General features: G+C 37.2%; 15 protein-coding genes. 5 read left to right on the forward strand and 10 right to left on the reverse strand.

Translation table 11 applies throughout. The features are described from left to right. Window positions 1–602: 602 nt before the first annotated feature. From RCG20_RS02000 to RCG20_RS02020, 5 genes are all read right to left on the reverse strand, one after another. Entirely contained in the window at window positions 603–1,823 is a 1,221-nt protein-coding gene (locus RCG20_RS02000; RefSeq protein WP_308182563.1) for a DUF438 domain-containing protein, read from the reverse strand. 246 nt (window positions 1,824–2,069) lie between these two features. Continuing rightward, the gene (gene fetB / locus RCG20_RS02005; RefSeq protein ID WP_308182564.1) at window positions 2,070–2,822 is read right to left on the reverse strand and encodes an ABC transporter permease; all 753 of its coding nucleotides are present in this window, start codon (window positions 2,820–2,822) and stop codon (window positions 2,070–2,072) included. Then, window positions 2,819–3,553 (reverse strand): ABC transporter ATP-binding protein, encoded by a 735-nt coding sequence (locus RCG20_RS02010; RefSeq protein WP_308182565.1) that lies wholly within the window; start codon window positions 3,551–3,553, stop codon window positions 2,819–2,821. The genes fetB and RCG20_RS02010 overlap by 4 nt, the downstream gene beginning before the upstream one ends. A 518-nt stretch (window positions 3,554–4,071) precedes the next feature. After that, window positions 4,072–4,326, reverse strand: a complete 255-nt coding sequence (locus RCG20_RS02015; protein ID WP_308182566.1) for a phage holin family protein — start codon at window positions 4,324–4,326, stop codon at window positions 4,072–4,074. Window positions 4,327–4,676: 350 nt separating this feature from the next. Further along, complete coding sequence (locus tag RCG20_RS02020; RefSeq protein ID WP_308182567.1) at window positions 4,677–12,947, reverse strand: glycoside hydrolase family 94 protein; 8,271 nt, start codon at window positions 12,945–12,947, stop codon at window positions 4,677–4,679. Window positions 12,948–13,420: 473 nt separating this feature from the next. Between RCG20_RS02020 and RCG20_RS02025 the strand changes: the two genes are divergently transcribed. Then, the gene (locus RCG20_RS02025; RefSeq protein WP_308182568.1) at window positions 13,421–13,558 is read left to right on the forward strand and encodes a hypothetical protein; all 138 of its coding nucleotides are present in this window, start codon (window positions 13,421–13,423) and stop codon (window positions 13,556–13,558) included. Window positions 13,559–13,766: 208 nt separating this feature from the next. Here RCG20_RS02025 and RCG20_RS02030 read toward each other — a convergent pair whose 3' ends face one another. Continuing rightward, window positions 13,767–14,036 (reverse strand): DUF1292 domain-containing protein, encoded by a 270-nt coding sequence (locus RCG20_RS02030; RefSeq protein ID WP_308182569.1) that lies wholly within the window; start codon window positions 14,034–14,036, stop codon window positions 13,767–13,769. 196 nt (window positions 14,037–14,232) lie between these two features. On the opposite strand from RCG20_RS02030, the gene RCG20_RS02035 reads away from it, so the two are divergent. Continuing rightward, the gene (locus RCG20_RS02035; protein ID WP_308182570.1) at window positions 14,233–14,529 is read left to right on the forward strand and encodes a hypothetical protein; all 297 of its coding nucleotides are present in this window, start codon (window positions 14,233–14,235) and stop codon (window positions 14,527–14,529) included. A gap of 127 nt (window positions 14,530–14,656) precedes the next feature. Beyond that, window positions 14,657–15,034, forward strand: coding sequence for a hypothetical protein (locus RCG20_RS02040; protein WP_308182571.1), 378 nt, complete (start codon window positions 14,657–14,659; stop codon window positions 15,032–15,034). A gap of 204 nt (window positions 15,035–15,238) precedes the next feature. Here RCG20_RS02040 and fsa read toward each other — a convergent pair whose 3' ends face one another. The 3 genes from fsa to RCG20_RS02055 all read right to left on the reverse strand — a co-directional run bounded on the left by fsa (window position 15,239) and on the right by RCG20_RS02055 (window position 18,141). After that, window positions 15,239–15,907, reverse strand: coding sequence for a fructose-6-phosphate aldolase (gene fsa, locus RCG20_RS02045; RefSeq protein WP_308182572.1), 669 nt, complete (start codon window positions 15,905–15,907; stop codon window positions 15,239–15,241). 306 nt (window positions 15,908–16,213) lie between these two features. Then, complete coding sequence (locus RCG20_RS02050; RefSeq protein ID WP_308182573.1) at window positions 16,214–17,308, reverse strand: branched-chain amino acid aminotransferase; 1,095 nt, start codon at window positions 17,306–17,308, stop codon at window positions 16,214–16,216. 197 nt (window positions 17,309–17,505) lie between these two features. Further along, complete coding sequence (locus RCG20_RS02055; RefSeq protein ID WP_308182574.1) at window positions 17,506–18,141, reverse strand: LysE family transporter; 636 nt, start codon at window positions 18,139–18,141, stop codon at window positions 17,506–17,508. Window positions 18,142–18,315: 174 nt separating this feature from the next. Here RCG20_RS02055 and RCG20_RS02060 point away from each other — a divergent pair, with 174 nt between their 5' ends. Both RCG20_RS02060 and RCG20_RS02065 read left to right on the forward strand, forming a co-directional pair. Continuing rightward, window positions 18,316–19,146 (forward strand): transporter substrate-binding domain-containing protein, encoded by an 831-nt coding sequence (locus tag RCG20_RS02060; protein WP_308182575.1) that lies wholly within the window; start codon window positions 18,316–18,318, stop codon window positions 19,144–19,146. Between the two features lie 16 nt (window positions 19,147–19,162). Next, complete coding sequence (locus tag RCG20_RS02065; protein ID WP_308182576.1) at window positions 19,163–19,828, forward strand: amino acid ABC transporter permease; 666 nt, start codon at window positions 19,163–19,165, stop codon at window positions 19,826–19,828. Here the strand turns inward: RCG20_RS02065 and RCG20_RS02070 are convergent. Further along, complete coding sequence (locus RCG20_RS02070) at window positions 19,825–20,454, reverse strand: branched-chain amino acid aminotransferase (protein ID WP_308182577.1); 630 nt, start codon at window positions 20,452–20,454, stop codon at window positions 19,825–19,827. The two genes, RCG20_RS02065 and RCG20_RS02070, sit on opposite strands and share 4 nt — an antisense overlap. Window positions 20,455–20,821 lie beyond the last annotated feature (367 nt).

A 20,821-nucleotide genomic window follows, 5' to 3' on the forward strand; every position in this document is an offset into this window, starting at 1 on the left:
TCAATTAAGAAATGGAATTATACTCACTCATTAGGCATGAATAGTGATTGGATTACTAAAATTTTTTTTAGATAAAGGCTGTTAAAGGTAATGTTGATATTTGATACCTGCCCGAATTCTTAATAGGCGAAAAAATTCCTCTTAATTAGTAAATTGGATTAAAAACAGCTTAGATAGACGGAGAGTTTCCGCCTATTGACTCAAAAACCGCGAAAATGAGGGGCTTTGCATTGAGTAACCGGAAAAACTCCGCTTATACAACCCGAAACGAGCTCTATTCTGCATTTAACCGAAAAATATCCGCTTATTTTATTTTCGTTGGTTTCTCGAATTACTCGAGTAAAGATTGCCGTTATTCCTACTTTAAAAATGGCTCTGTTAAACAATAAGGTCTTATAACGCCATCGAAATCCCTTATTTATATATCCCCTTTAGAACAACAGTTCATTACTATTAAATATCAACATAAATATTTAATAGTAATGAAAAACAACAATGAAGTTTAAAAGAGCTTAGATAAAAAAAGACCGATGGTGCTGGAAACACCGAGCGGTCAATAAATGATAGGGTACCACTTAACGGTCTACTAACCATCCCTTGAATTATGATAGGATCCGTTTTTCACCTTCGATTGCTTGAATCGGATTGATATCTTGAGTGAATTCTATCGTTCCAATATAGTTCCCGTTTTCATCCCGAACAGCAAAGTAACGAATAAAGACGTATCTATCTTTAAATTTGATCCAGAAGTCATCTGAGTCTTTCTTTCCTGATTTGAAGTCTGCCAACAGTTCTTCAACAACATGAACACTTCTTGGTGGATGGCAATTTTGGACAGTTCGACCAATTACGGCTTTTGTTCGTGCAAAGATTCTTTCTTTTCCGTGTGAGAAGTAACGAACAACATCATCCTGGTCAATAAATGTAATATCCACAGGCAAATGATTTAATAACAGCTCTAGCTGTTTTAGGGATAATATCCCTGTTTCCATTTTAATATATCCCTCAGAGATAGCTTTCTCATCTAAGGCTTTTCTTTCAGGCTTCCATTCTACTACTGGTGCGGTCAGGCAAAATCCGATTTCATCACTTTCATGAGCAATTTTAACCCATTCGTCTTCTGTAAAATTCATTAAGGCCATCGGAAAGAGAATGTTTTCTTCTCTGTAAATCATATCGCTTACTTCTGTAATGATATAATTAATAAGGCCAATAACGGACTGTTTGTCGCCATTATAGTTAGCTAATTTTTGTTTTGCATCTTTAATGTAATCTCGAATAAAGTCATCAATTTTCCACATATTATTAGTTGGCCCATTAATACCGTACCTTTCTAAATATGGGAAAATAAGATTCTCCTTACGGCTATAATGCTTATCAATATCTAGTAAAAGATTGCAATCTTCCATGAGTTTTAAAACAGTTTCACCTGTATCCTCTTTTTCAAACTGCTCCAAGTGGTACTGGATATTAGTATTGAGCAATTTTTCAATTTCTCTGTTTTCTAGCTTGAATGTGTGAACCGGATGCCCTGGTTCTTCTTCAGGACGCTCGGGACGTTGAATTTCTTCGATTGACCCTTTAAAAATTTCTGTGTGAGTAGAGTATAAGCGCTTCATTTCATCAAGTGGAATTCCTTCAACGTCGTGTTGTAGTTGGGAAATTTCCTCGACAGTAACTTTGCCAATCGTTTTATCAAAATAGGCTTTTATCTCGTCTATATTTTTTCCACTATGAAGATCTTTAAAGATTTGTTGTAAGATCGTATGTCGTTCAGATTTATTATCCGTTTGTTGTTCACGGTTATTAATGATTTCGCTCATAAGGATTCCCCTTCTTAATGAAATGCATAAGTATTTCTACGTATAAATGATTATTTTTCTCATTAATAAAAATAACATTTATTCATGATATAGTTTGTGATTAATATCATGGGTGAAAACTGGTTTTTCAAGTCATATACCATTTTCAAAAGTAAAATACTCACTTTATCCAAACCTTATTTAACCTGAAAACCTTTAAATCTTAAAAAAATAGGTAAATCTAAACCTAAAACATAAACAACTTCACTATTTCCCCCTCAATAGCTGCATGCACCGGTTAAATAAACTTGGATACGATAAAAATCCAAGCATGACACTTGTGACAGATGCGGTTGTTAAGATAAGAAAAGCAATGAGTAATTGGAATTGGACCGCTTGAATCGGGTCAGCTCCAGCAATAATTTGACCACTCATCATTCCAGGCAGTTGAACAAGGCCGATTGTTTTCTGGCTCTCGATTGTCGGGATCATACTCGCTTTTATTGAATTATTGAGTAGTGTATGAATTGCTTGTTTCGGGGTCCCACCAAGCGAAAGTATAAGTTCGATTTTGTCTTGATGCGTTTCAACCTCTGCCGTAAATCGGTTAAGGAACAGAATGGACAACACCATAGAGTTACCAATAACCATTCCACTGATCGAGATGATATATTGGGCTTCAGGTGGAGTGATGTTGAATCCGAGCAAAATACTTTGTGTTAGTATTTCTACAAAAGCTAGAGTTACCGCCACTTTCCATGTGATGCCTTTGATGGATTTCCCCTTTTTTCGTGCATTTTGCGTGGCAGCTATAATCATGAGCGTTACCATCAGTAAAATATAAATTATATTTTCTGAATCAAACACGAATTTCAGAATATATCCGATGGCAAGCAATTGAATAATCGAACGGACTGTTGCAATGATGGTATCCTTTTCCAGTCCTAAGTGCAACGTTTTCGATAAAATGAGCGGGATCAGAACGAAAATAAGTGTGATAGATAGAGCCACATAGCTCATTCTCCTTCCTCCCCTTTCACAAAACGTTTCACTTGCTCGTTTACAGGTGAATTTAGCAAATCGCTTTCTCCCGTTTCGATCACTTCTCCGCCCATCATTACCCATGTATAGTTTCCAATAGTTGACGCCTGATCCAAATTATGTGTAATCCAAATAATTGTTGTCCCATATTTCCGGTTTATTTTCATAATTAGCTCTTCTATTTCCTGAGTTGAAATTCGGTCAAGTGAAGCCGTGATTTCATCGAGCAATAAGATTTGGGGATGGTTCACGAGTGTCCGTGCTATTGATACTTTTTGGCGTTGTCCACCAGACAAATCCTTGGTTTTTCGATACAAAAATTCTTCATCTAAACCTACATCATTCAATAAATCCAATGCAACATCTTCGGATAATTGTTTTCCTTGTAGATGTAAGGGTAAGGACAGATTTTTAAATACATTACCATCGATCATCGGTGCACTTTGGAGAGCAATTCCAACAAGCCGACGCAATTCCACCGGTTCATAGCTGGTGATGATTTTGTCTTTGATAAAAATTTCTCCCGAATTAGGTGAAAGTAGACCATTACATAATTTGAGCAATGTCGTCTTCCCCGCTCCTGAGGGACCGACTAAAGTAGTAATTTTACCTTCAAAAAAAGAATCAGTAATATTTTTTAAAATTTGAGTTCCATCAACAGAATAATGAACATGATTGAACTGCACTGCTGATTTATGTATTGTTGTCATTCGTTTCACATCCTTATGAGGAAAAAGCAGCACACTATTAACGTGTTCTGCCTGTTCAATTAGGGTTTATTTTTCACTATTTTATTATTAGGTTGCTAAGCTTACAGCATTTATGGTTGTTCTATTTAGGGGAAAATCCCATCCAATATTTTATAGTAAAAGGATTCTATTGTCATTTATTTTCCTTTTTTTATTTATATAAAGGCTCTTTTCTTAAACTTTGTTGTTAGTTGAAACTAAATTAGATTGGGATTCCAGTTTACCGATGAAAACCGTAGGAAGTTTTTAAGAAAAGAGCACGATACTATTGTTATTTCGGGTTTTTAGACTAGGTACGAAACAATCTATGCGAAAACAGCCTATATAAAAGAAAAAGTTTGGACTTTCCCTAAGGGCGATGACAGAAGCGTAGTTGCCCTTATTCGCAACCAGAATTTATAGATATTAATTCTGCTTAACCAAGAAAAAGGTCTCCTCTACTATAAAGCAAAGGAAACCTTTTTTAGCTTAAAAAGTATTCATTCTTTTTTTTCTATTGTTTGCTTCACAATTTGATGACCAAAAACAGCGGTACCGGCAACCAACACACCTTGAATGAATGAGTTAACACTAAATCCCATCATTAGTCCCGCCAAAACGACCCCTAACACCAAGAGAATATACGGGATCAACCAATTTTTTATTTTAGGAGTATTCTTTACAATTTTACCTATAATCATCAGTACAGGAATTAAGATTAAAGCCTCATCCATAATATAGTTTGCCAGATTCATCGTTTCTCCCCCTTTTTATAGTGCCTTGTCGTCCTTATCATTTTAATTCGACAAAACTTCATAAATACATTCAATAGAATCCTATTTTTATCATATGATTCTTTCGGGAAGACAAGACTACAACATTTAATTTTCCTAGCCGCAAATTTAATTAGTGGAAATGAGGCAAGTAAATTGAAGATTTATAGAAATCCAACTGTAAATTACCTTGAATTTTTTGTTTCGCGGATATATTCCTTTTGATTAGAAGATAGAACCTCGCAGCATTCATCATTTTAACATACAACTTTTTACATTAATAATGCCCACCCGAGAATAGAAGCTATTCTCGGTGGGCACTTGTACTTTTCTTATTTATTCAATATCAATTCCACTTGATGGTCTTTTCCATCATCCAGCAATTCGATACATGGCCCTTCTTGGTTTCCATTGATTGATGGTGAAATTACTTTACCATCAACTTTCACAACAGATCCTTTTTCGGATTCACTGGTTCCATTACTAACATTAATCAAATAACGAGCCTTCCCAAATCGATAGGTCGCCGTAAATCCTGGCCAATCACTCGGAATACATGGATCAATATAGAGAAGATTTTCTCGGCGTCGCAACCCAAGAATCCATTCTATTCCCGCCTGATACATCCAACTGGAAGCTCCAGTATACCAAGTCCAGCCTGCTTTCCCTTCGTTTGGCTCGGCAGTGTACACGTCCGCTGCCATAACATAAGGCTCGCCAGTATATTTCCTTACTTCATTATCTGTTCGGGTATGTGTCAATGGATTTAGCATTGTAAACATCTCCAATGCCTTATCGCCCTGACCAAGTTTGCACCATGCCACAATGCTCCAAATGACACCATGCGTATATTGGGCTCCGTTCTCCCGGATTCCTGGTGGATAACCTTGGATATATCCTGGACTATGTTCCGTTTCATCAAACGGAGGTGTCAATAAGCGAATGACAGATAGATCTCTCTCCACCAATTCACGATCAAATGAATTCATTGCCTGAAGGGCACGATCCTTTGGAGCTGCGCCTGAAATAACAGACCATGATTGAGCAATGGCATCTATTCGGCATTCCTTATTTTGTATAGACCCAAGCCAATCTCCCTCATCATTGAAGGCACGGCGATACCATTGGCCATCCCAGCCATGATTATTAAGAGCATCAGCTAATTGACCATGTGATTTCTGAAAACCATCCTTTTTATCGGAGTCGCCTTTAAATTGGCAAAGTTCCATAAAACGTTTCAACACATCACAGATAAACCATCCAAGCCATACACTTTCGCCACGACCCTTGGCACCGACTAGGTTCATGCCGTCATTCCAATCTCCGACGCCCATAAGCGGTAGCCCATGCTCGCCAATTCTACTTAATGCCCGGTCAATTGCCCGTATGCAATGTTCATAAATTGACCCTTTCTCAGTAGAGGATTGCGTCGGTTCATAACGTTCAAGTTCACCATCATGAAGTGGTTCACTCTGAAGAAACGGTACTATCTCTTCTAAAATTGAGCGATCTCCTGTCTGTTCGATATAGCGTGAAACGACGTAAGGTAACCACAAGAGATCATCTGAGAACATCGTTCGAATACCGCGATCAGTTTCTTCATGCCACCAATGCTGAACATCACCTTCTTCATATTGATGTGTAGCATGTAGCAGGATTTGTTTTTTTGTATTTTCTGGCCAAGTATGCAGTAGTGCAAGAGAATCCTGCAGCTGGTCTCGGAAACCAAATGCCCCTCCTGCTTGATAAAAAGCTGATCTAGCCCACATACGACAAGCAAGTGATTGGTATAATAACCAGCTATTTAAAAGAATATCCATTTCTTTTGATGGAGTCGATACCTTAATTTGATCCAAATGAAGATCCCAGAAATCAAATATATCTTTCAGGGCTTGCTCACAAGTGGAAGGTTCACTATATTTCTGCGCTAAGTTTATAACTGCCTCATTTGATCCATCACATCCTAGCAGAATATAAACAACCTGCTCACTTTTAGGCATTAGGATGAATTTACGTTGAATCGCGCCACATGTTTCGTAATTCGCACCTACATGACCTGATAATCTTTCACGATTCATGGCAGCAGGATGTTCCAATGTACCATTTCGACCAATAAATTCATTTCGGTCTGCTGTCCATGATAATTCATCTTCTAAAACTTCTACATTTTCACTATTTACTTTCTCTGGATAAATTCCCAAGAAGGCTGTTGCCTCTCGGAAGGTCTCCTGATAGGTGTTACGGGCAGTCATGATTTTAGCTGATTCTATCCATTCTGTTGCAATATATGACGCATTTTGCTGACGTTTTACTCCTAAGACCCATTCAGCATAATAGGTTAAAGAAATTCGTCTTTCCTCCGTTGTTTTATTTTCTAATTTTAATTTAATAATCTTAATAGGATCCTTAAGCGGAACATAAACAAGCATTTCATGTTTGATTCCGTTTCTTTCATGGGCAAATTGTGAAAACCCACGTCCATGCGTAATTTTATAAGTGGATGGTGAATGGACAGCTGATGGTGTAGCACACCAAGCTTCTCCACTTGCCTCATCTCTTAAGTAAGCAACTTCTGTTGGCGGGTCAAGCACAGGATCATTAGACCAAGGGGTCAGTTTGCATTCACGGCTATTACGCCACCATGTGTAACCTGTACCCAGCTCAGAAATTAGGCAGCCGAAATTAGGATTTGCAAGGACATTTATCCAGGGAGCTGGCAAGTGATTTCCGTTTTTAATCAAGATTCGATACTCTTTACCGTCCGGAGAAAAGCCTCCCCAGCCGTTGAAATACAGCCAGTCTTTTGTATCCTCTGACTTAACCTGAATGGAGGAGAACTTTTTCCTTCCTGATGATGCTTCTGGATCAAGTTTTTCCGGTAATGCGTCTTGGTCTTTGAGCTCTGGAATTCGAATTTGGGCTTTTAAACTCGCCCCTCCTGCACGCAAGTTTATCCGTGAAACTGCCATCAACAATGCTTTGTCCTGTTCGGCCAATTGATTTCCAGCAATAACATATACTCCAGTCAATCCTGCACCAAAACGATCAACACCGGTTTCAGCAGTACGCTGTAGTGCCTCTTGTAAGTTTTGGTGATATCCTTCTTCAGATTCATTTAGAAGGATAAGGTCAAATAATAAACCAAGTCGACGTAAATATTCATGCCCCGTCAACAGTTTACTGATAAATGGCATTTGACTTTGGTTATCTATACGAACAAGCACAATCGGTCGATCTCCTGATACCCCATATGCCCAGAGGCTAGATTGGCCCAAAGTATTAGCCAAAATACTTTGTTCTCGTTCTTCCCGAAGTGGAGGGCTATATAATATTTGACCTGCTAAAAGTTGAAAACCTGTTGCTTCATGGTTTGTTAAATGTAAATTTCTAAGTTCGATTTGCCCACGGTTCCATGCAAGTTGAAAAACTCTTTCCACTATTTGATCTGGAACAAATCTACCAACAATTCTAATAGCTTCCTCACGCTTCTCACTAACAGAGGTAACTGCTATTAATTGGACCTGCTGCCCTGGATCAATACTGATGCGGCGCCTCATTACAAAAGCTGGATCAGCAACAGATCCTACCTTTCCACGTAGACGAGAACGGATTCCTTGTGGTTCAGATAATCGGTAGCCTCGACCAATAAAACTTGCTCTACTCGTTTCGAACTCCACTGATCCAAGTGTATTCCCAGCCACAATAAGTGAGTGTGCTGACCAAAGCGTGTGATCCTTTTCTTCCCGTGGCCTTCGTCCTGCCACAAGGCAACCCGATTCAGGATCAAACGAAGTTCGAATAAAAAGTTTACTGAAAGCTGTATGGGCTTCATCTGCAATTGGATTAGCAAGTGCCAATTCAACAAACGTAGTAACCTCTAGAACTTTAGTTTCTTCACTCGTATTTGTCAGCGTAATCCGCCTGACTTCTGCATTCCATTCAGTTGAAACACAGATTTCCATGCTTGTTTTTACCTCATCGTCCTCACGCATAAAACATGCTCGGTCTAACCCAAATTGAACACGTTGCGCGGAAGATACCACCTGGCATGGCTGATAGGACGTGGACCACACTTTATCTTTTTTGATATCTCTGATATAGATGTAGCTCCCCCATGGATCCATTACGGGATCTTCTCTCCACCTTGAAATAGATATTCCTTTATAGGAGGTAAACCCACTTCCCGTGTTTGTCACTACTGTTGTAAACGACCCGTTGGAAAGCACACAAACCTCGGGAACTTTTGTGTCAGGAGAAATAAATTCTCTTAATTCCGATGAATCCTGTACGATATTTGAAATTGGTTGATGGATTCGATTCATTGCCGGGTGTTTAATCAACTTTGGTTTTTTCGGAATTCGCTCTTGAAGGAGCAATTCTGCAGAACGAATCTGCTTATTTTGATGGAAACGTCCGTACATCGTTTTTGGAAGTAGCATGTTTGCAAGTGTTAGTAGGCTCATTCCTTGATGGTGCGCCATAAAGCTGCAAATAACCATATGTTGCTTATCCTTTGGAAGCCTTGTCTGAGTGAAATCAATGGCCTCGTAAAAACCATACTTACCCCGCCCATTTAACTTTTCCATTTTTTTCAATGAAGAAAGTGATTCACTTTTTGCAAAAGGCAATGCAAGAATGGTTGCATACGGGGCAACTACTAAATCCTGCTCGAGCCCACGTTTAAAGCCAAGACCAGGAACACCAAATGCCCGATACTGATAATTCATCTGAAAATCAAAAGCATAAAAACCGGATTCAGATATTCCAAAAGGTATTTTCCTTTGTCTTGCATACTCTATTTGCCGGCTAACAACTGCTTTATACGTACTCTCCCACAATGTATTTCTATACGTATTCATAAATAAACTTGGCATTAAAAATTCAAACATTGTACCTGACCACGACAGCAATACTGAAGAATTTCCTGCTTTGGTCATGGTCCTTCCAAGTGCAAGCCAGTGTGAAACAGACACTTGACCAAGTGCTATTGCAATAAAACTTGCCTGCCTTGCTTCAGATGCCATTAGATCATACAAAACCTCATCTCGTTGTTGTCTGTCAGCATTGTAACCTAGGGAAAATAGCCTTGCCTTATGATCATACAACGGCCTGAAATTGGTTTCTTGAATCAATTTTTCACATCGATCCATTAGATCCCTAACTCGGGATCCACCCTTTCCCCTAGCATTCATTCGAAGAATTTTTCCAGAAGTAATAGGTGTTAACTCTTCTGAAAATGCACTAGTAAGTGATCTTTCTTGCTGCGTAGTGTCAACCCATTTTTCCCTTTTTTCATACGACTCAAGATAGTCCGCTAACCCTTCTTTCACAGTAATAAGGCAACCAACAAAGTTTCCTGAATCCACAGTGGATACGTACATAGGTGTTAATGGTTTTAAAGTCACCGTGTCGTACCAGTTATAGAGATGCCCTTCCCACTTCTCCATTCGCTCAATAGTGCTTAATGTACGGTCTAATCGTTCAATCAATCCATTGGTATTTATAAATTCAAAATCCTTAGCAGCTAAAGCACAAGTAAGGTACAAACCAATATTAGTTGGTGATGTTCGATGTGCAATTCCATTCGGAGGTTGCATTTGAACATTATCTGGCGGTAGCCAATTATCCTGTTCTGTTACATAATCTTCATAAAAAGACCAAATCTGTTTTGATAAGTTCCATAATTCCTTTGTTTCTTCGTTGGAAAATGAAGTTCTTTCTATATAAGATGGTTGATCTAGCCACTGAATTATAAATGGAGCACTTGCCCACAAAGCACTAAGGAAAAACCCTGTGATCTGAAGACTCAAATTCCCACTTAAAAACGATGTAATTAGAAATAGAATGATTAGAGAATAACCTCTATACATGCCATATAACAATGGTGCATCATTACGATTACTCTTGCGATCGACCTCGGCTGCAGTGACCCATTCAAGGAGTCGCCTTTTAGAGAAAAGTAACCGATAAAGAGTTCGGCTAATCCCATCTAGCATCACAACTAGTTGAAAAGGAAAAGTGATTATGTTAACCATTACTTGTCCAGCCGTAAATATGATACCTCTAGTGTTTCTAAAGACCGTTTGAACAATTGCAAATTGACGGAATACGGGTAAAAACCACGTAGCAATAACAAGAGCGATCCAGCGAAATGGAGAGCCTGGTAGTGAAATGAAAGCAAGTAAAAGAATAATAAAAAGGATCGGAGAGAGGAGGCTACGTCTTAAGTTATCTATAATCTGCCAGCGAGTCAAAATAGATAAATCCACTGGTAGAATATCCCCTCTTCGATTATGTGCTTTAGGAAAAAGCCACATGAGTAATTGCCAATCTCCTCGAACCCAACGATGTTGCCTCATCTGATTGGCAAAATACCTTGCAGGATAATCATCAACTAATTCAATATCTGAAAGTAAACCTGCCCTTAAAAATCCTCCTTCAAGCAAATCATGGCTCAACACCCTGTTTTCTGGAATCCGTTCACATAGTACTTGGTAAAAGGCATCTAAATCAAATATTCCTTTTCCTGTAAAAATCGCTTCTCCAAATCCATCCTGATAGGGATCAGAAACAGCAAATGCATATGGATCAATCCCTGGATCAGCGGACCATAAGGTTGCCAACCGAGATCTCATTGCTGCTTCATGACTCATTCCGATCCTCGGTTGAAGCACCCCGTAACCTGAAATGACTCTTGTCTGGGTATCATTTAACCGTGGTCGATTATATGGTAAATGCATAGTTCCAATCATCCTACTTGCACTCTCAAGAGGGAGTATTGTATCAGCATCAAGGGTAATAATATAGCGAATTTGGCCAAAAGACGACTCATTCCTATTACCTTCTATAATAGTAAAACTCGTATCCTTCTTTCCTTTTAGAAGTTCTACAAGCTCAACCAGCTTACCCCGCTTTCTTTCCCATCCCATCCAAGTGCCTTCAGACGAGTTCCATTGCCGTCTTCGTTGAAATAAATAAAACGCGCTTTCGGGATATGTACGGTTTAATCGCTCGATCCCCTCTTTTGCAGCTTTAATAATCACGACATCATCATGATGTGTTTCTGTAGTAGCATCCGTAAAGTCACCTAATAGTGCAAAGTGAATATTGGGATCCCTATTCGCTAAATAGTGCAATTCAAGCCGATCTGTCAATTCGATCACATCTTCAATGGTAGACCAGATAACCGGAATCACAACCATTGTTTGTGCTTCAGCTGGAATTCCTTTTGAAAAATCATATCTAAGTAATGGGACGGGGCTTTTAACCCTTTCAATCAGCCAATGAGTTATCGTAACTGCCCATTCCATTGCAGGCATCACTAAAACAGCAACTATTATTACCCATTCAATCGCCGTTACCTTAACACTCTGACTAATCCAAAATGAAAAGCCAAGTAATGCAATAAAGAAAAAAACAACGAGTGTATTAAAATAAGTTCCAGTTGCACGCTGCATTAAACCTGTTTCGGGTAGAATTTTTGGTTTGCCACACATTTTCAGTGCTTGTCTCAACAAACTTATCCCATCAGGCTCTAGCAAATAATATGCAACAGAAGATTTCCACCCTATAGGTTCAATTTCTTTCTCAGCACATTCCTTTATGTACTCCTCTGTAAGCTCCACTGCTTTTGATGCAACAAGGTTTTCCGGTAAATTTAACCTACGCGCGAGATATTCCACTCTTTTTTGAATCGTAGTACGGCTCGAAAAGTCTAAAAGAGAATAAGAGCCAGACTTTTCTTTTTGCAATGTTTGCTCAACCATGCTAATTTGCACGAATGCCTCATGAAAGTCCCACCGTGAAAGTCTTCGCAAGCTTCCGATGAGGTTTCCTGTTGTTACTTGGTAAGCAGCTTGGGCTTGATGTTCATATGACACGATATGATCTAAACTTTCCGGGCCATTTTCCAATTTACAAATAAGCCATTCACCCACGGTAGTATCATAATCGGCCCGTTCACGAAGATGCTTAACCAAATGCACTATCATTGGTCCAGATAAAGGCATTTCTTGCCCTGCATCTTCTAGTGCCTGCTTTAGTTTTTCCGAAGTTAAATCCTTCGTTTCGATTCCAGAGAGAATCTTCTCCACTACCATACATACTTCACGACGTTCCCTAATGGTGTTCATTGTTTCAGACAAACGATGAATTAATGCAGTTCGCATGAACGTAGGAATTACCCACACTTCAGCCATTTTCAATACAGATACTTCTTGGTAGGACCGGACATATGAAATGAATGATTCCGGATCCAAATTCCCGTCTGTATGATTGATATAATCAGAACAAATTGCAAAAATCCTTGATTCATTTGTTGTACTCAAATGGGGTAGAGTACAAATTAATTTTTTTGATAACTCAAGTTTGATTACAACTGCTTGTTCTTCAAGAAATTCAGCATTATCTAAAAGCCACTCCTCTGCAGGTTGCGAACAAGATGATCTTTTCTCTCTTAGTTCGTTTACAAATGTGCGCAAATTCTCAATATCAGAATCATTAAACCGCCAAAAGTGTTTGGATGGTTTAGGGCTAATGCCCGGATCATGATTTAATGCTGAATTGTGCGCCTCTTCACGAAGATATTCTTTGTTTATAGTCATGTTGGATTCTCCCAAAAGTAGCATTCGACAGCAATATGCTTATTCTGTTAAAATCTTCCCATTTCTATTCAGAAATAATCCTTTAAAAAAGAAAGATGGAGCTTTATAAAATGGTTCTATTTCAAATCACAAACATTAAAAATTAACATTAAAAGGCTGTCAAATTGGATATTTGCTTGAATTTGTAAGGTGTGTGTCACTGCAGTGATACACACCTTAGCCCAACATTTAACTAATTACATAGAGATTGTGAGTATTTTCACTTAATCTATTGAAATAATCTTAATTAAAGACATAAAAAGTTAATAAAATATCTTTATAATTTAAAGAATACTTTTCTAATATAAAAGCAAGATAAAAAGGAGTTACTTGAATCTTAAGTTTTTTCAGTAATCAATACAGCTTACTCAAAAATTCTTAAGAGGGTGGCTTTTGGCTAATCATTTAGATAGACTTCGAAAGGAGAAGAAACATTGACAAAACAAAATAACAATCGCAATCAGTCTCAAGCTGGAGGAAGTAAAGCTGCAGATACAGAATTTGGAGCGGAGTTTTCACAAAGTAAAAAAGCAAGAAAAAAAGCAGCAAGAGAAAGAAAAAATAATAGCTAAAAATAAACATGTACATTTATTGAAGTAGTGCTTGTGATTGAAAATAAATGGTCGAGATGGCTCAGTTAGTATGACTGAGCTTCTTTTGTCTTCATTAACAAAAAGCACCGCGTTTTTTTTTGCGGTGCATTTGGTTTCACAAATCTCCATTTTTATGCAAATCTGATTTAAACAAAACCCTGTACAAGCTTTAATTTCACTACTACTACTACTCTTCCTCAGACATTAATTCATCAAATGCTGCAGAGACTTTATCAAATTCTTCATCACTTTCAATAGCAGAAAAGTCGCCATCATTGTCGACCTTTAAAAAGAAGATATCAATGTCCTCATCAGTTTCTTCTTGAAGGTCTGCAACGAAGCTGACAGCAACGTATTCTGTATCATCTATATCCATTGAGCCTAACACTTCAACTTCTTGGTCCTCATTTTCGTCATCACCAATTGTAAAGATTTCGCCTTCTTTAATTTTTCCCATATGTAATTCCCCTCTCATATTGTAAAAATTTCTTCAAAAAATCGAATTTCTACTCATTATCTTTCCAAAGACAGGAAAATTAATGCTAAAAATCCACTTTATTATATAGTAAATAAACATATTCTGTATATCAACAAGTGAAAACACACTAAATATCAACTATAATTAAATTATAACGTATTTGAGGAGAATCTACATGGATAACAAAGACTTACAGGAAAAAATTGTCCAAAACTATCAGGGCGAGGAGAAAATGATGATTCTCATATTTGCCCAATGGTGCATCAATCATGATCTTCTTCCAGAAGAATTATATTTGCACGCATATCCAGATCAAGCCTCTAATCCAGCTTTAAAGGAAGCAATTGAGTTAACAGTTTCCAAAGAAGAGGCTGGAGAAATTCCTGACCAAACACTTCTAGCCGTTTTATCATTATTTGGAAACGATGATCTAGCTTTTATAGTCACAGAGGAAATAAACAAAAGAAAATAATCTACTACTTCTAGACATTATTAGCCTTATTTACCCTTTATTATAAATATTTCCTCTATTATTGGAGGACTTTGTCGATAGATGAGGAATATAATTTAGAGGGAATTTAAATGAGGAGGGAAAAATAATGAAGAAGTATCTATCACTATTGTTTACTGGGCTAATCGTTTTATCAATGTATGTTACTCCGGGAACTACTGTAAAAGCAGCAGAAACAAATGTAGTAATTGCAGCAACGGGTGATTGTTCCTGTCATGATGTTACACCGATTTTGGGTGCTGAAAGAAATAAAATGGTCTCTGATCTATTAAAAAGTGAAGTGTTTAAGAATAAAAAAATGGAACTAAAGGAAAAAGGATACACTTGGAATGGAGCACATGGAATAGAAGTAATCAGAATTAATTCTAATGGGATGATCCTAATAGGTGTACCTTTCACAAAAGATCAACAAACAGTGATGGCCGCGTTTAGTAATGGGATTTTTCTTGGTCCCGAGAATATGTAGGCTCTTTTTTGCTCCAATTTTCTTGTGAAAAATTAGGCTGCACCCTCTTCTTTTTCAGAGGCTGCAGCCTTTTGTCCCGTTAACATGTAACTTCAATACTCTTAGAGAAATGACTTCAAGCAAGTCTTCAAAGCAGCTCGTCGTTTTCCAAATAAAAAGCTGAAGGGATGTTTATTCCTTCAGCTTTTACCATTAAAAATCAATTTAGTTTTTAGGAGCCTTTGCCCAATCAGCTGCAAATTTTTCAATGCCTTGAACTGTAAGAGGATGCTTCGAAATTTGTTCAATTACACTAAATGGGATTGTAGCAATATGTGCACCAGCCATTGCTACACGTGTTACGTGATCTGGGTGACGAACAGATGCAGCAATAATTTGTGCATCTAATTGATGAATACGGAATAATTCTGCAATTTTTGTTACTAATTGTACACCATCTTCAGAAATGTCGTCTAAACGGCCTAAGAATGGTGAAACATATGTAGCACCAGCACGAGCAGCTAAAAGCGCTTGGTTCACGGTAAAAATAAGTGTTACATTCGTTTTAACGCCCTTTTTCGAAAGATAACGAGTTGCTTCGAGACCATCCAAAGTCATCGGAAGTTTAATCGTAATATTTTTATCTCCACCATTAATTTTAATAAGTTCTTCTGCTTGTGCAATCATATCTTCAGCACTAACAGCATCTGGTGTTACTTCTGCAGATACAGATTCAACCTCAGGAACTGCTTGCAGAATTTCTGCGATACGATCTTCGAATTTTACACCTTCTTTAGCAACTAAAGATGGGTTTGTAGTAACACCGGACAAAACTCCAATTTTGTACGCTTTTTTAATATCCACAAGATTTGCAGTATCAATAAAAAATTTCATAATAAAAATTTCCTCCAGTATATATATTTTGTCTTAACATTCTTCCATATCGCGTCCACCTGACTTATTATAAACCAATTAATGTGAATTGCACATTTTTGTCTCCTCAAAATTCACTATTTAATATTTCTAAATATTCCATTTTGATTTGCGTCTACCCAAATTAATTCCCTAAAAAATGAGGCGAATATGAATGGAGCTCACTTAAATAATCCCCAAAAAAGCGCCAAACAATTTAAAAAATCCCACCCTTTAGCCTTTTTAAAAGGTAGGGTGGGATTTTTTTGGATTAGACACCTTTATTACCTAGGAGAAACTCCCTACTTCTGATTCAACTTTAACACTCCAACCGAATGGATCGGGCTTTGTTCCATTTTGAATACCCGTTAATGTATCATACAATTCTTGTGTAACCTCGCCCGTTTCTCCATCTTGAATAACAAACTTTTCGTTTTGCCAAAAGAATTCACCAATTGGCGAAATAACAGCAGCTGTCCCTGTTCCAAATGCTTCCTCTAATAACCCACTCTTAGCGGCCTGATAAATCTCATCAATTGAAATTTTCCGCTCGACAACAGGTACATTCCAGTGTTTTAAAAGTTCAATAATAGAACCTCTAGTTACTCCTTCTAAGATACTTCCATTTAAAGCAGGTGTTATGACTTCTCCGTTGATTTTAAAGAAGATATTCATACTCCCCACTTCTTCAATATACTTGTTTTCTTTTCCGTCTAACCATAAAACTTGAGAGAAACCAAGTTTGTCTGCTACTTCTTGTGCTTTTAAACTACTTGCATAGTTACCACCTGTTTTTGCAGTTCCTGTACCACCTACAACAGCACGTACATATTGTTGTTCGACTGCAATTTTAACAGGATTAATACCTTCCTTATAATAAGAACCGACTGGCGATAAAATGATCATAAATTGATAATGTTTAGCTGGGGCTACTCCTAAATATGGGTCTGTAGAAATGATAAATGGACGAATATAAAGGGATGTACCTTCTTTCGTAGGAATCCATTCCCGTTCAATTGTAAGCAATTGTTTTAAAGCAACCAACGCAAATTCCTCTTCAATATGTGGAATACATAAGCGCTCATTTGAACGGTTTAACCGTTCAAAATTTTTATCTGGACGGAATAATAATATTTGTTCATCATTTGTCAAATAAGCCTTAAGCCCCTCAAAAACAGATTGGCCGTAATGAAAAATCATCGCAGATGGTTCTAATGAGATTGGCTGATAAGGAGTAATTCGAGGATCATGCCATCCTTTACCTTCTGTATAATTCATCACAAACATATGATCTGTAAAAACTTTTCCAAATTCAAGCTGATCAACCGAAGGTTTTTGTTTCCGTGTCGTACTAAAGGTAATTTCAATCTGATTATCACGCATGTGCTCTTCTCCCTACCAAAATAAATGTATTTTTAGAAAATTGAAACATCTTAAAGTATAATTTACTCCTATTTTCCAAAAAACGAAAGGCTAAAAACAAATATTTTGAAATAATTTTTAATTCCTTCCATTTTTCAGTTCATTATTTAGCAAATTTATTACCTTTCTCCCCTCGATTCACACTCTTTTACCTACTGTCAAAATAGTAATTCAATAAATCGAACTATAAATTGAATACCAAAACACAATAAGGTAATTCCCGCAAATAGAGTGATCCCTCTCATGATTTTCTCATTTATGATTCTTTTTGAGAAATGTACGGTTAATACTAAATTTAGATTCCATAGAAATAATCCAAGGATAATCCCTAAACTGCAAAACATCGAATATATAATCGAATGTGTAGACGTTACTACTTGAAGGGATGTCCCATATACACCAAACCAAAAAACGAGACTAATAGGGTTTGCAAGTGAGATGGTAAACCCAGCGAGAAAAGCATTCTGTGATTTCCTACGAGCGAATTCGAGATTACTGAATTCACTATTTAATGCTGCAAATATACTTGTAATCCCAAGATAGCTAAGCATAACAATCCCAATGGAATACATGAGATACAAGATCACAGTACTTTGCATAAAGTCACGAAAACCAAAAAGTATTGATATTAGCAAAATCATATCGCCCGACATACCACCAAGTCCTACTAACCATGAGGATAAAAGACCTTCCGTTAATCCCCGTTTAAAAACTTCTATATTCATTGGACCAATAGGTGCTGCCAGACTCAAGCCTAATACAATAAAATGAATAATTGCTACGAGATCCTCCATCTTCCACACTCCTACACGCTTGTCCTACCCTAATATATGCATGGAGTCGATGGGAAGATTCGTAACCCTGTAAAACTAGGTTATTTTCAGGTTCAGCGACTAATGTACAAACACTTCTTCATATATTTTTACCTAAGGAACTACAAATAATCAACAATCAAAAGAGGTGCTTGTATGAAGTGTAAAGGTAAACTTATTGCCATCACTTGGATCCTTCTCTTTTCCTATCTTTTAGTCGGTTGTGTTCAGCCTTCCTCGAAAGGAAAAATCTCATCAACGATTGATGAGATCACCAAGAGAAAGAAACTAATCGTGGGGACATCTGCAGGTTATTACCCATTTCATATGAAAGATAAAAAAGGAAATTTTATTGGATATGATATTGATACGGCTAAGGCAATTGCCCAATCTTTACATGTTAAAATTGAATTTAAATACTTTAGCTTTGACGGTTTAATCCCAGCCCTCCAAGCAGGGCAAGTCGATATTATTATTGCAGGAATGACAATAAGAGGTGACAGAGCATTATCGGTAAGTTTTACGAATCCATACTTCTCAACAGGTCAAGTATTAATGGTCCCTAATGAGGATAAAGTTACCAAAGGATGGAAAGATCTTGATCAACCAGATAAGAAAATCGCCGTTCCTATTGGAACAACCGGGGCATTGCTTTCAAAACAATTATTTAAGAAAGCCACCGTTCTTGACTTTGATGAAATTACGACAGCTGCCATGGCTGTGATGCAAGGTAAAGCGGATGGACTAATGTACGATGAACCTGGAATTCGTAATTATGAACTAATGTATCCAGATAAAGTGCGTGGTATCTATACCTTAATTTCAAACGAACAATTGGGAATTGCCATTAAAAAAAATGATCTTGAATCCATTCAATGGTTAAACTCTTTTATAACCTCATATAAAGGCAGTCCAGCAGAATTAGCCTCCTATGATAAATGGTTTAAGTCGATTGATTGGATGGATCAACTAGACAAAGAACAGTAACAACGGGAGGGCTACCATGATGGAATATCAACAAAATTGGACGATCATTATGGATTACTGGCCCTTATTTTTGGATGGAATCGGAACAACCTTGCAAATTTCCGGTTTAGCCCTACTATTCAGTATTCCCATTGGATTGGTTCTGGGCTTATGTCGAATCTCAAAAAAAAGATCCATATCCATTTTAGCAGGAGCCTATATTGAAGTAATTCGCGGCATTCCCTTGCTTGTTTTATTATTATGGGTCTTTTTTGTGCTTGGTAAATACCTAAATCTTGGCCCATACTGGTCTGCTGTCTCTACCATGGCTGCTTTTTCTGGTGCATTTATTGCTGAAATTGTTCGAGCTGGAATTCAGTCCATTCCAAAGGAACAAATGGAGGCTGCTCGGTCTCTTGGAATGTCATACTTTCAAGCAATGCAATTTGTTATTTTACCTCAAGCATTAAGAAAAATGCTACCTCCACTTGCTTCCCAATATATTATTCTAATTAAAGATTCTTCCCTTGTATCAGTCATTTCAGTTGTTGACCTAACATTAGTAGCAAAAAATGTCGTTGCCACTTCATTCCGATCCATTGAAGTATGGACCTTCGTCGCCTTTCTTTATTTCTTGATATCATTTATCCTTTCAAGGATTGTTCGAATAATTGAAAAGAAATATTCTAAAATGGGTGATTAACTCCTGCCCATTTCAACTGCTTCAGCTAAATTAAAAAGAAGATGATAAATAATTTGATACGCCTCTCCAATAGACATTTCTTCATGAAACCCAGATACATAGTTTAAAGCGAAATTTAAATCCCACAAGCCATCATCATGGCTAAACACTAAATCAAATTTCGACCCTTCACCCTGTAAGTTTGTATTAAGAAATGATTTAAGTGTTGCATCGAATTTTTTTTGAAGTTTTAATCCCAACATGACGTCATATGTACCAAACACGTCATCGGCCTCCAAAGAAATAGATTCAACTCTTATTAAGTCAAACCATTTAGACTCAAGATAAATAAACTCATTCTTTTGTTTCTTCAAGTACTGAATTGGTTGATTTAAAAATAGTGCAACTTCATTTGCAAGTAAATTTTCGGTCTCTTTATCACAGCGTTCAATTACAGCGTCCGAAAATCGTAATGAAGGATCTTTCTCGGTAAAGGAAATAGTTCCAAATAGATCATCAAAAAGAAAAGAATTTTTTTCTATGTACTCACGCTCTTCTTTAAAAAGTTCAATCTTCTTTTCATCCCCATTTTGACTTGCTTGTTCTTTTACTTCTAAAATATATTGTTTCAAATTATCTTTTAACATTGAATTTTTCCTCCATTTTTTATAAGCAATTTATGTCTATTTACTTACCCAATTTAATTTTTCATATGTACCCAGCGAATTTCTATCTTCTGGATGGTTCTTGCACGTAAGATTTGACAACACGACTTGTCGTATATGTATAATGGTCTTCGTCAGTAAAATCCATCTAATTATTATATACTAAACCAATCAATTGTAACATGCCACTATCTATCATGGATAATTGTGTACCTAATTCCCTAAACTATCATTATATAAAGGGTGTATTCCAAGCGGATTTTTAAAATTCATTATGATTGTTCGTTAAGATTTATTGGACTAAATCACTTATTCATAGTGCTAGCCGTTTTTCCATTCTATTGAATAG

Source organism: Neobacillus sp. PS3-40 (assembly GCF_030915485.1).
Taxonomy (GTDB): domain Bacteria; phylum Bacillota; class Bacilli; order Bacillales; family Cytobacillaceae; genus JAUZPL01.

Excerpts from the sequence above, each read along its gene's own strand:
- RCG20_RS02065 (WP_308182576.1), top strand. The coding sequence starts at position 19,163 with ATGATGGAATATCAACAAAATTGGACGATCATTATGGATTACTGGCCC.
- RCG20_RS02015 (WP_308182566.1), bottom strand. The coding sequence starts at position 4,326 with ATGAATCTGGCAAACTATATTATGGATGAGGCTTTAATCTTAATTCCT.
- RCG20_RS02000 (WP_308182563.1), bottom strand. The coding sequence starts at position 1,823 with ATGAGCGAAATCATTAATAACCGTGAACAACAAACGGATAATAAATCT.
- RCG20_RS02050 (WP_308182573.1), bottom strand. The coding sequence starts at position 17,308 with ATGCGTGATAATCAGATTGAAATTACCTTTAGTACGACACGGAAACAA.
- fsa (WP_308182572.1), bottom strand. The coding sequence starts at position 15,907 with ATGAAATTTTTTATTGATACTGCAAATCTTGTGGATATTAAAAAAGCG.
- RCG20_RS02060 (WP_308182575.1), top strand. The coding sequence starts at position 18,316 with ATGAAGTGTAAAGGTAAACTTATTGCCATCACTTGGATCCTTCTCTTT.
- RCG20_RS02035 (WP_308182570.1), top strand. The coding sequence starts at position 14,233 with ATGGATAACAAAGACTTACAGGAAAAAATTGTCCAAAACTATCAGGGC.
- RCG20_RS02010 (WP_308182565.1), bottom strand. The coding sequence starts at position 3,553 with ATGACAACAATACATAAATCAGCAGTGCAGTTCAATCATGTTCATTAT.
- RCG20_RS02040 (WP_308182571.1), top strand. The coding sequence starts at position 14,657 with ATGAAGAAGTATCTATCACTATTGTTTACTGGGCTAATCGTTTTATCA.
- fetB (WP_308182564.1), bottom strand. The coding sequence starts at position 2,822 with ATGAGCTATGTGGCTCTATCTATCACACTTATTTTCGTTCTGATCCCG.
- RCG20_RS02055 (WP_308182574.1), bottom strand. The coding sequence starts at position 18,141 with ATGGAGGATCTCGTAGCAATTATTCATTTTATTGTATTAGGCTTGAGT.
- RCG20_RS02020 (WP_308182567.1), bottom strand. The coding sequence starts at position 12,947 with ATGACTATAAACAAAGAATATCTTCGTGAAGAGGCGCACAATTCAGCA.
- RCG20_RS02070 (WP_308182577.1), bottom strand. The coding sequence starts at position 20,454 with ATGTTAAAAGATAATTTGAAACAATATATTTTAGAAGTAAAAGAACAA.
- RCG20_RS02030 (WP_308182569.1), bottom strand. The coding sequence starts at position 14,036 with ATGGGAAAAATTAAAGAAGGCGAAATCTTTACAATTGGTGATGACGAA.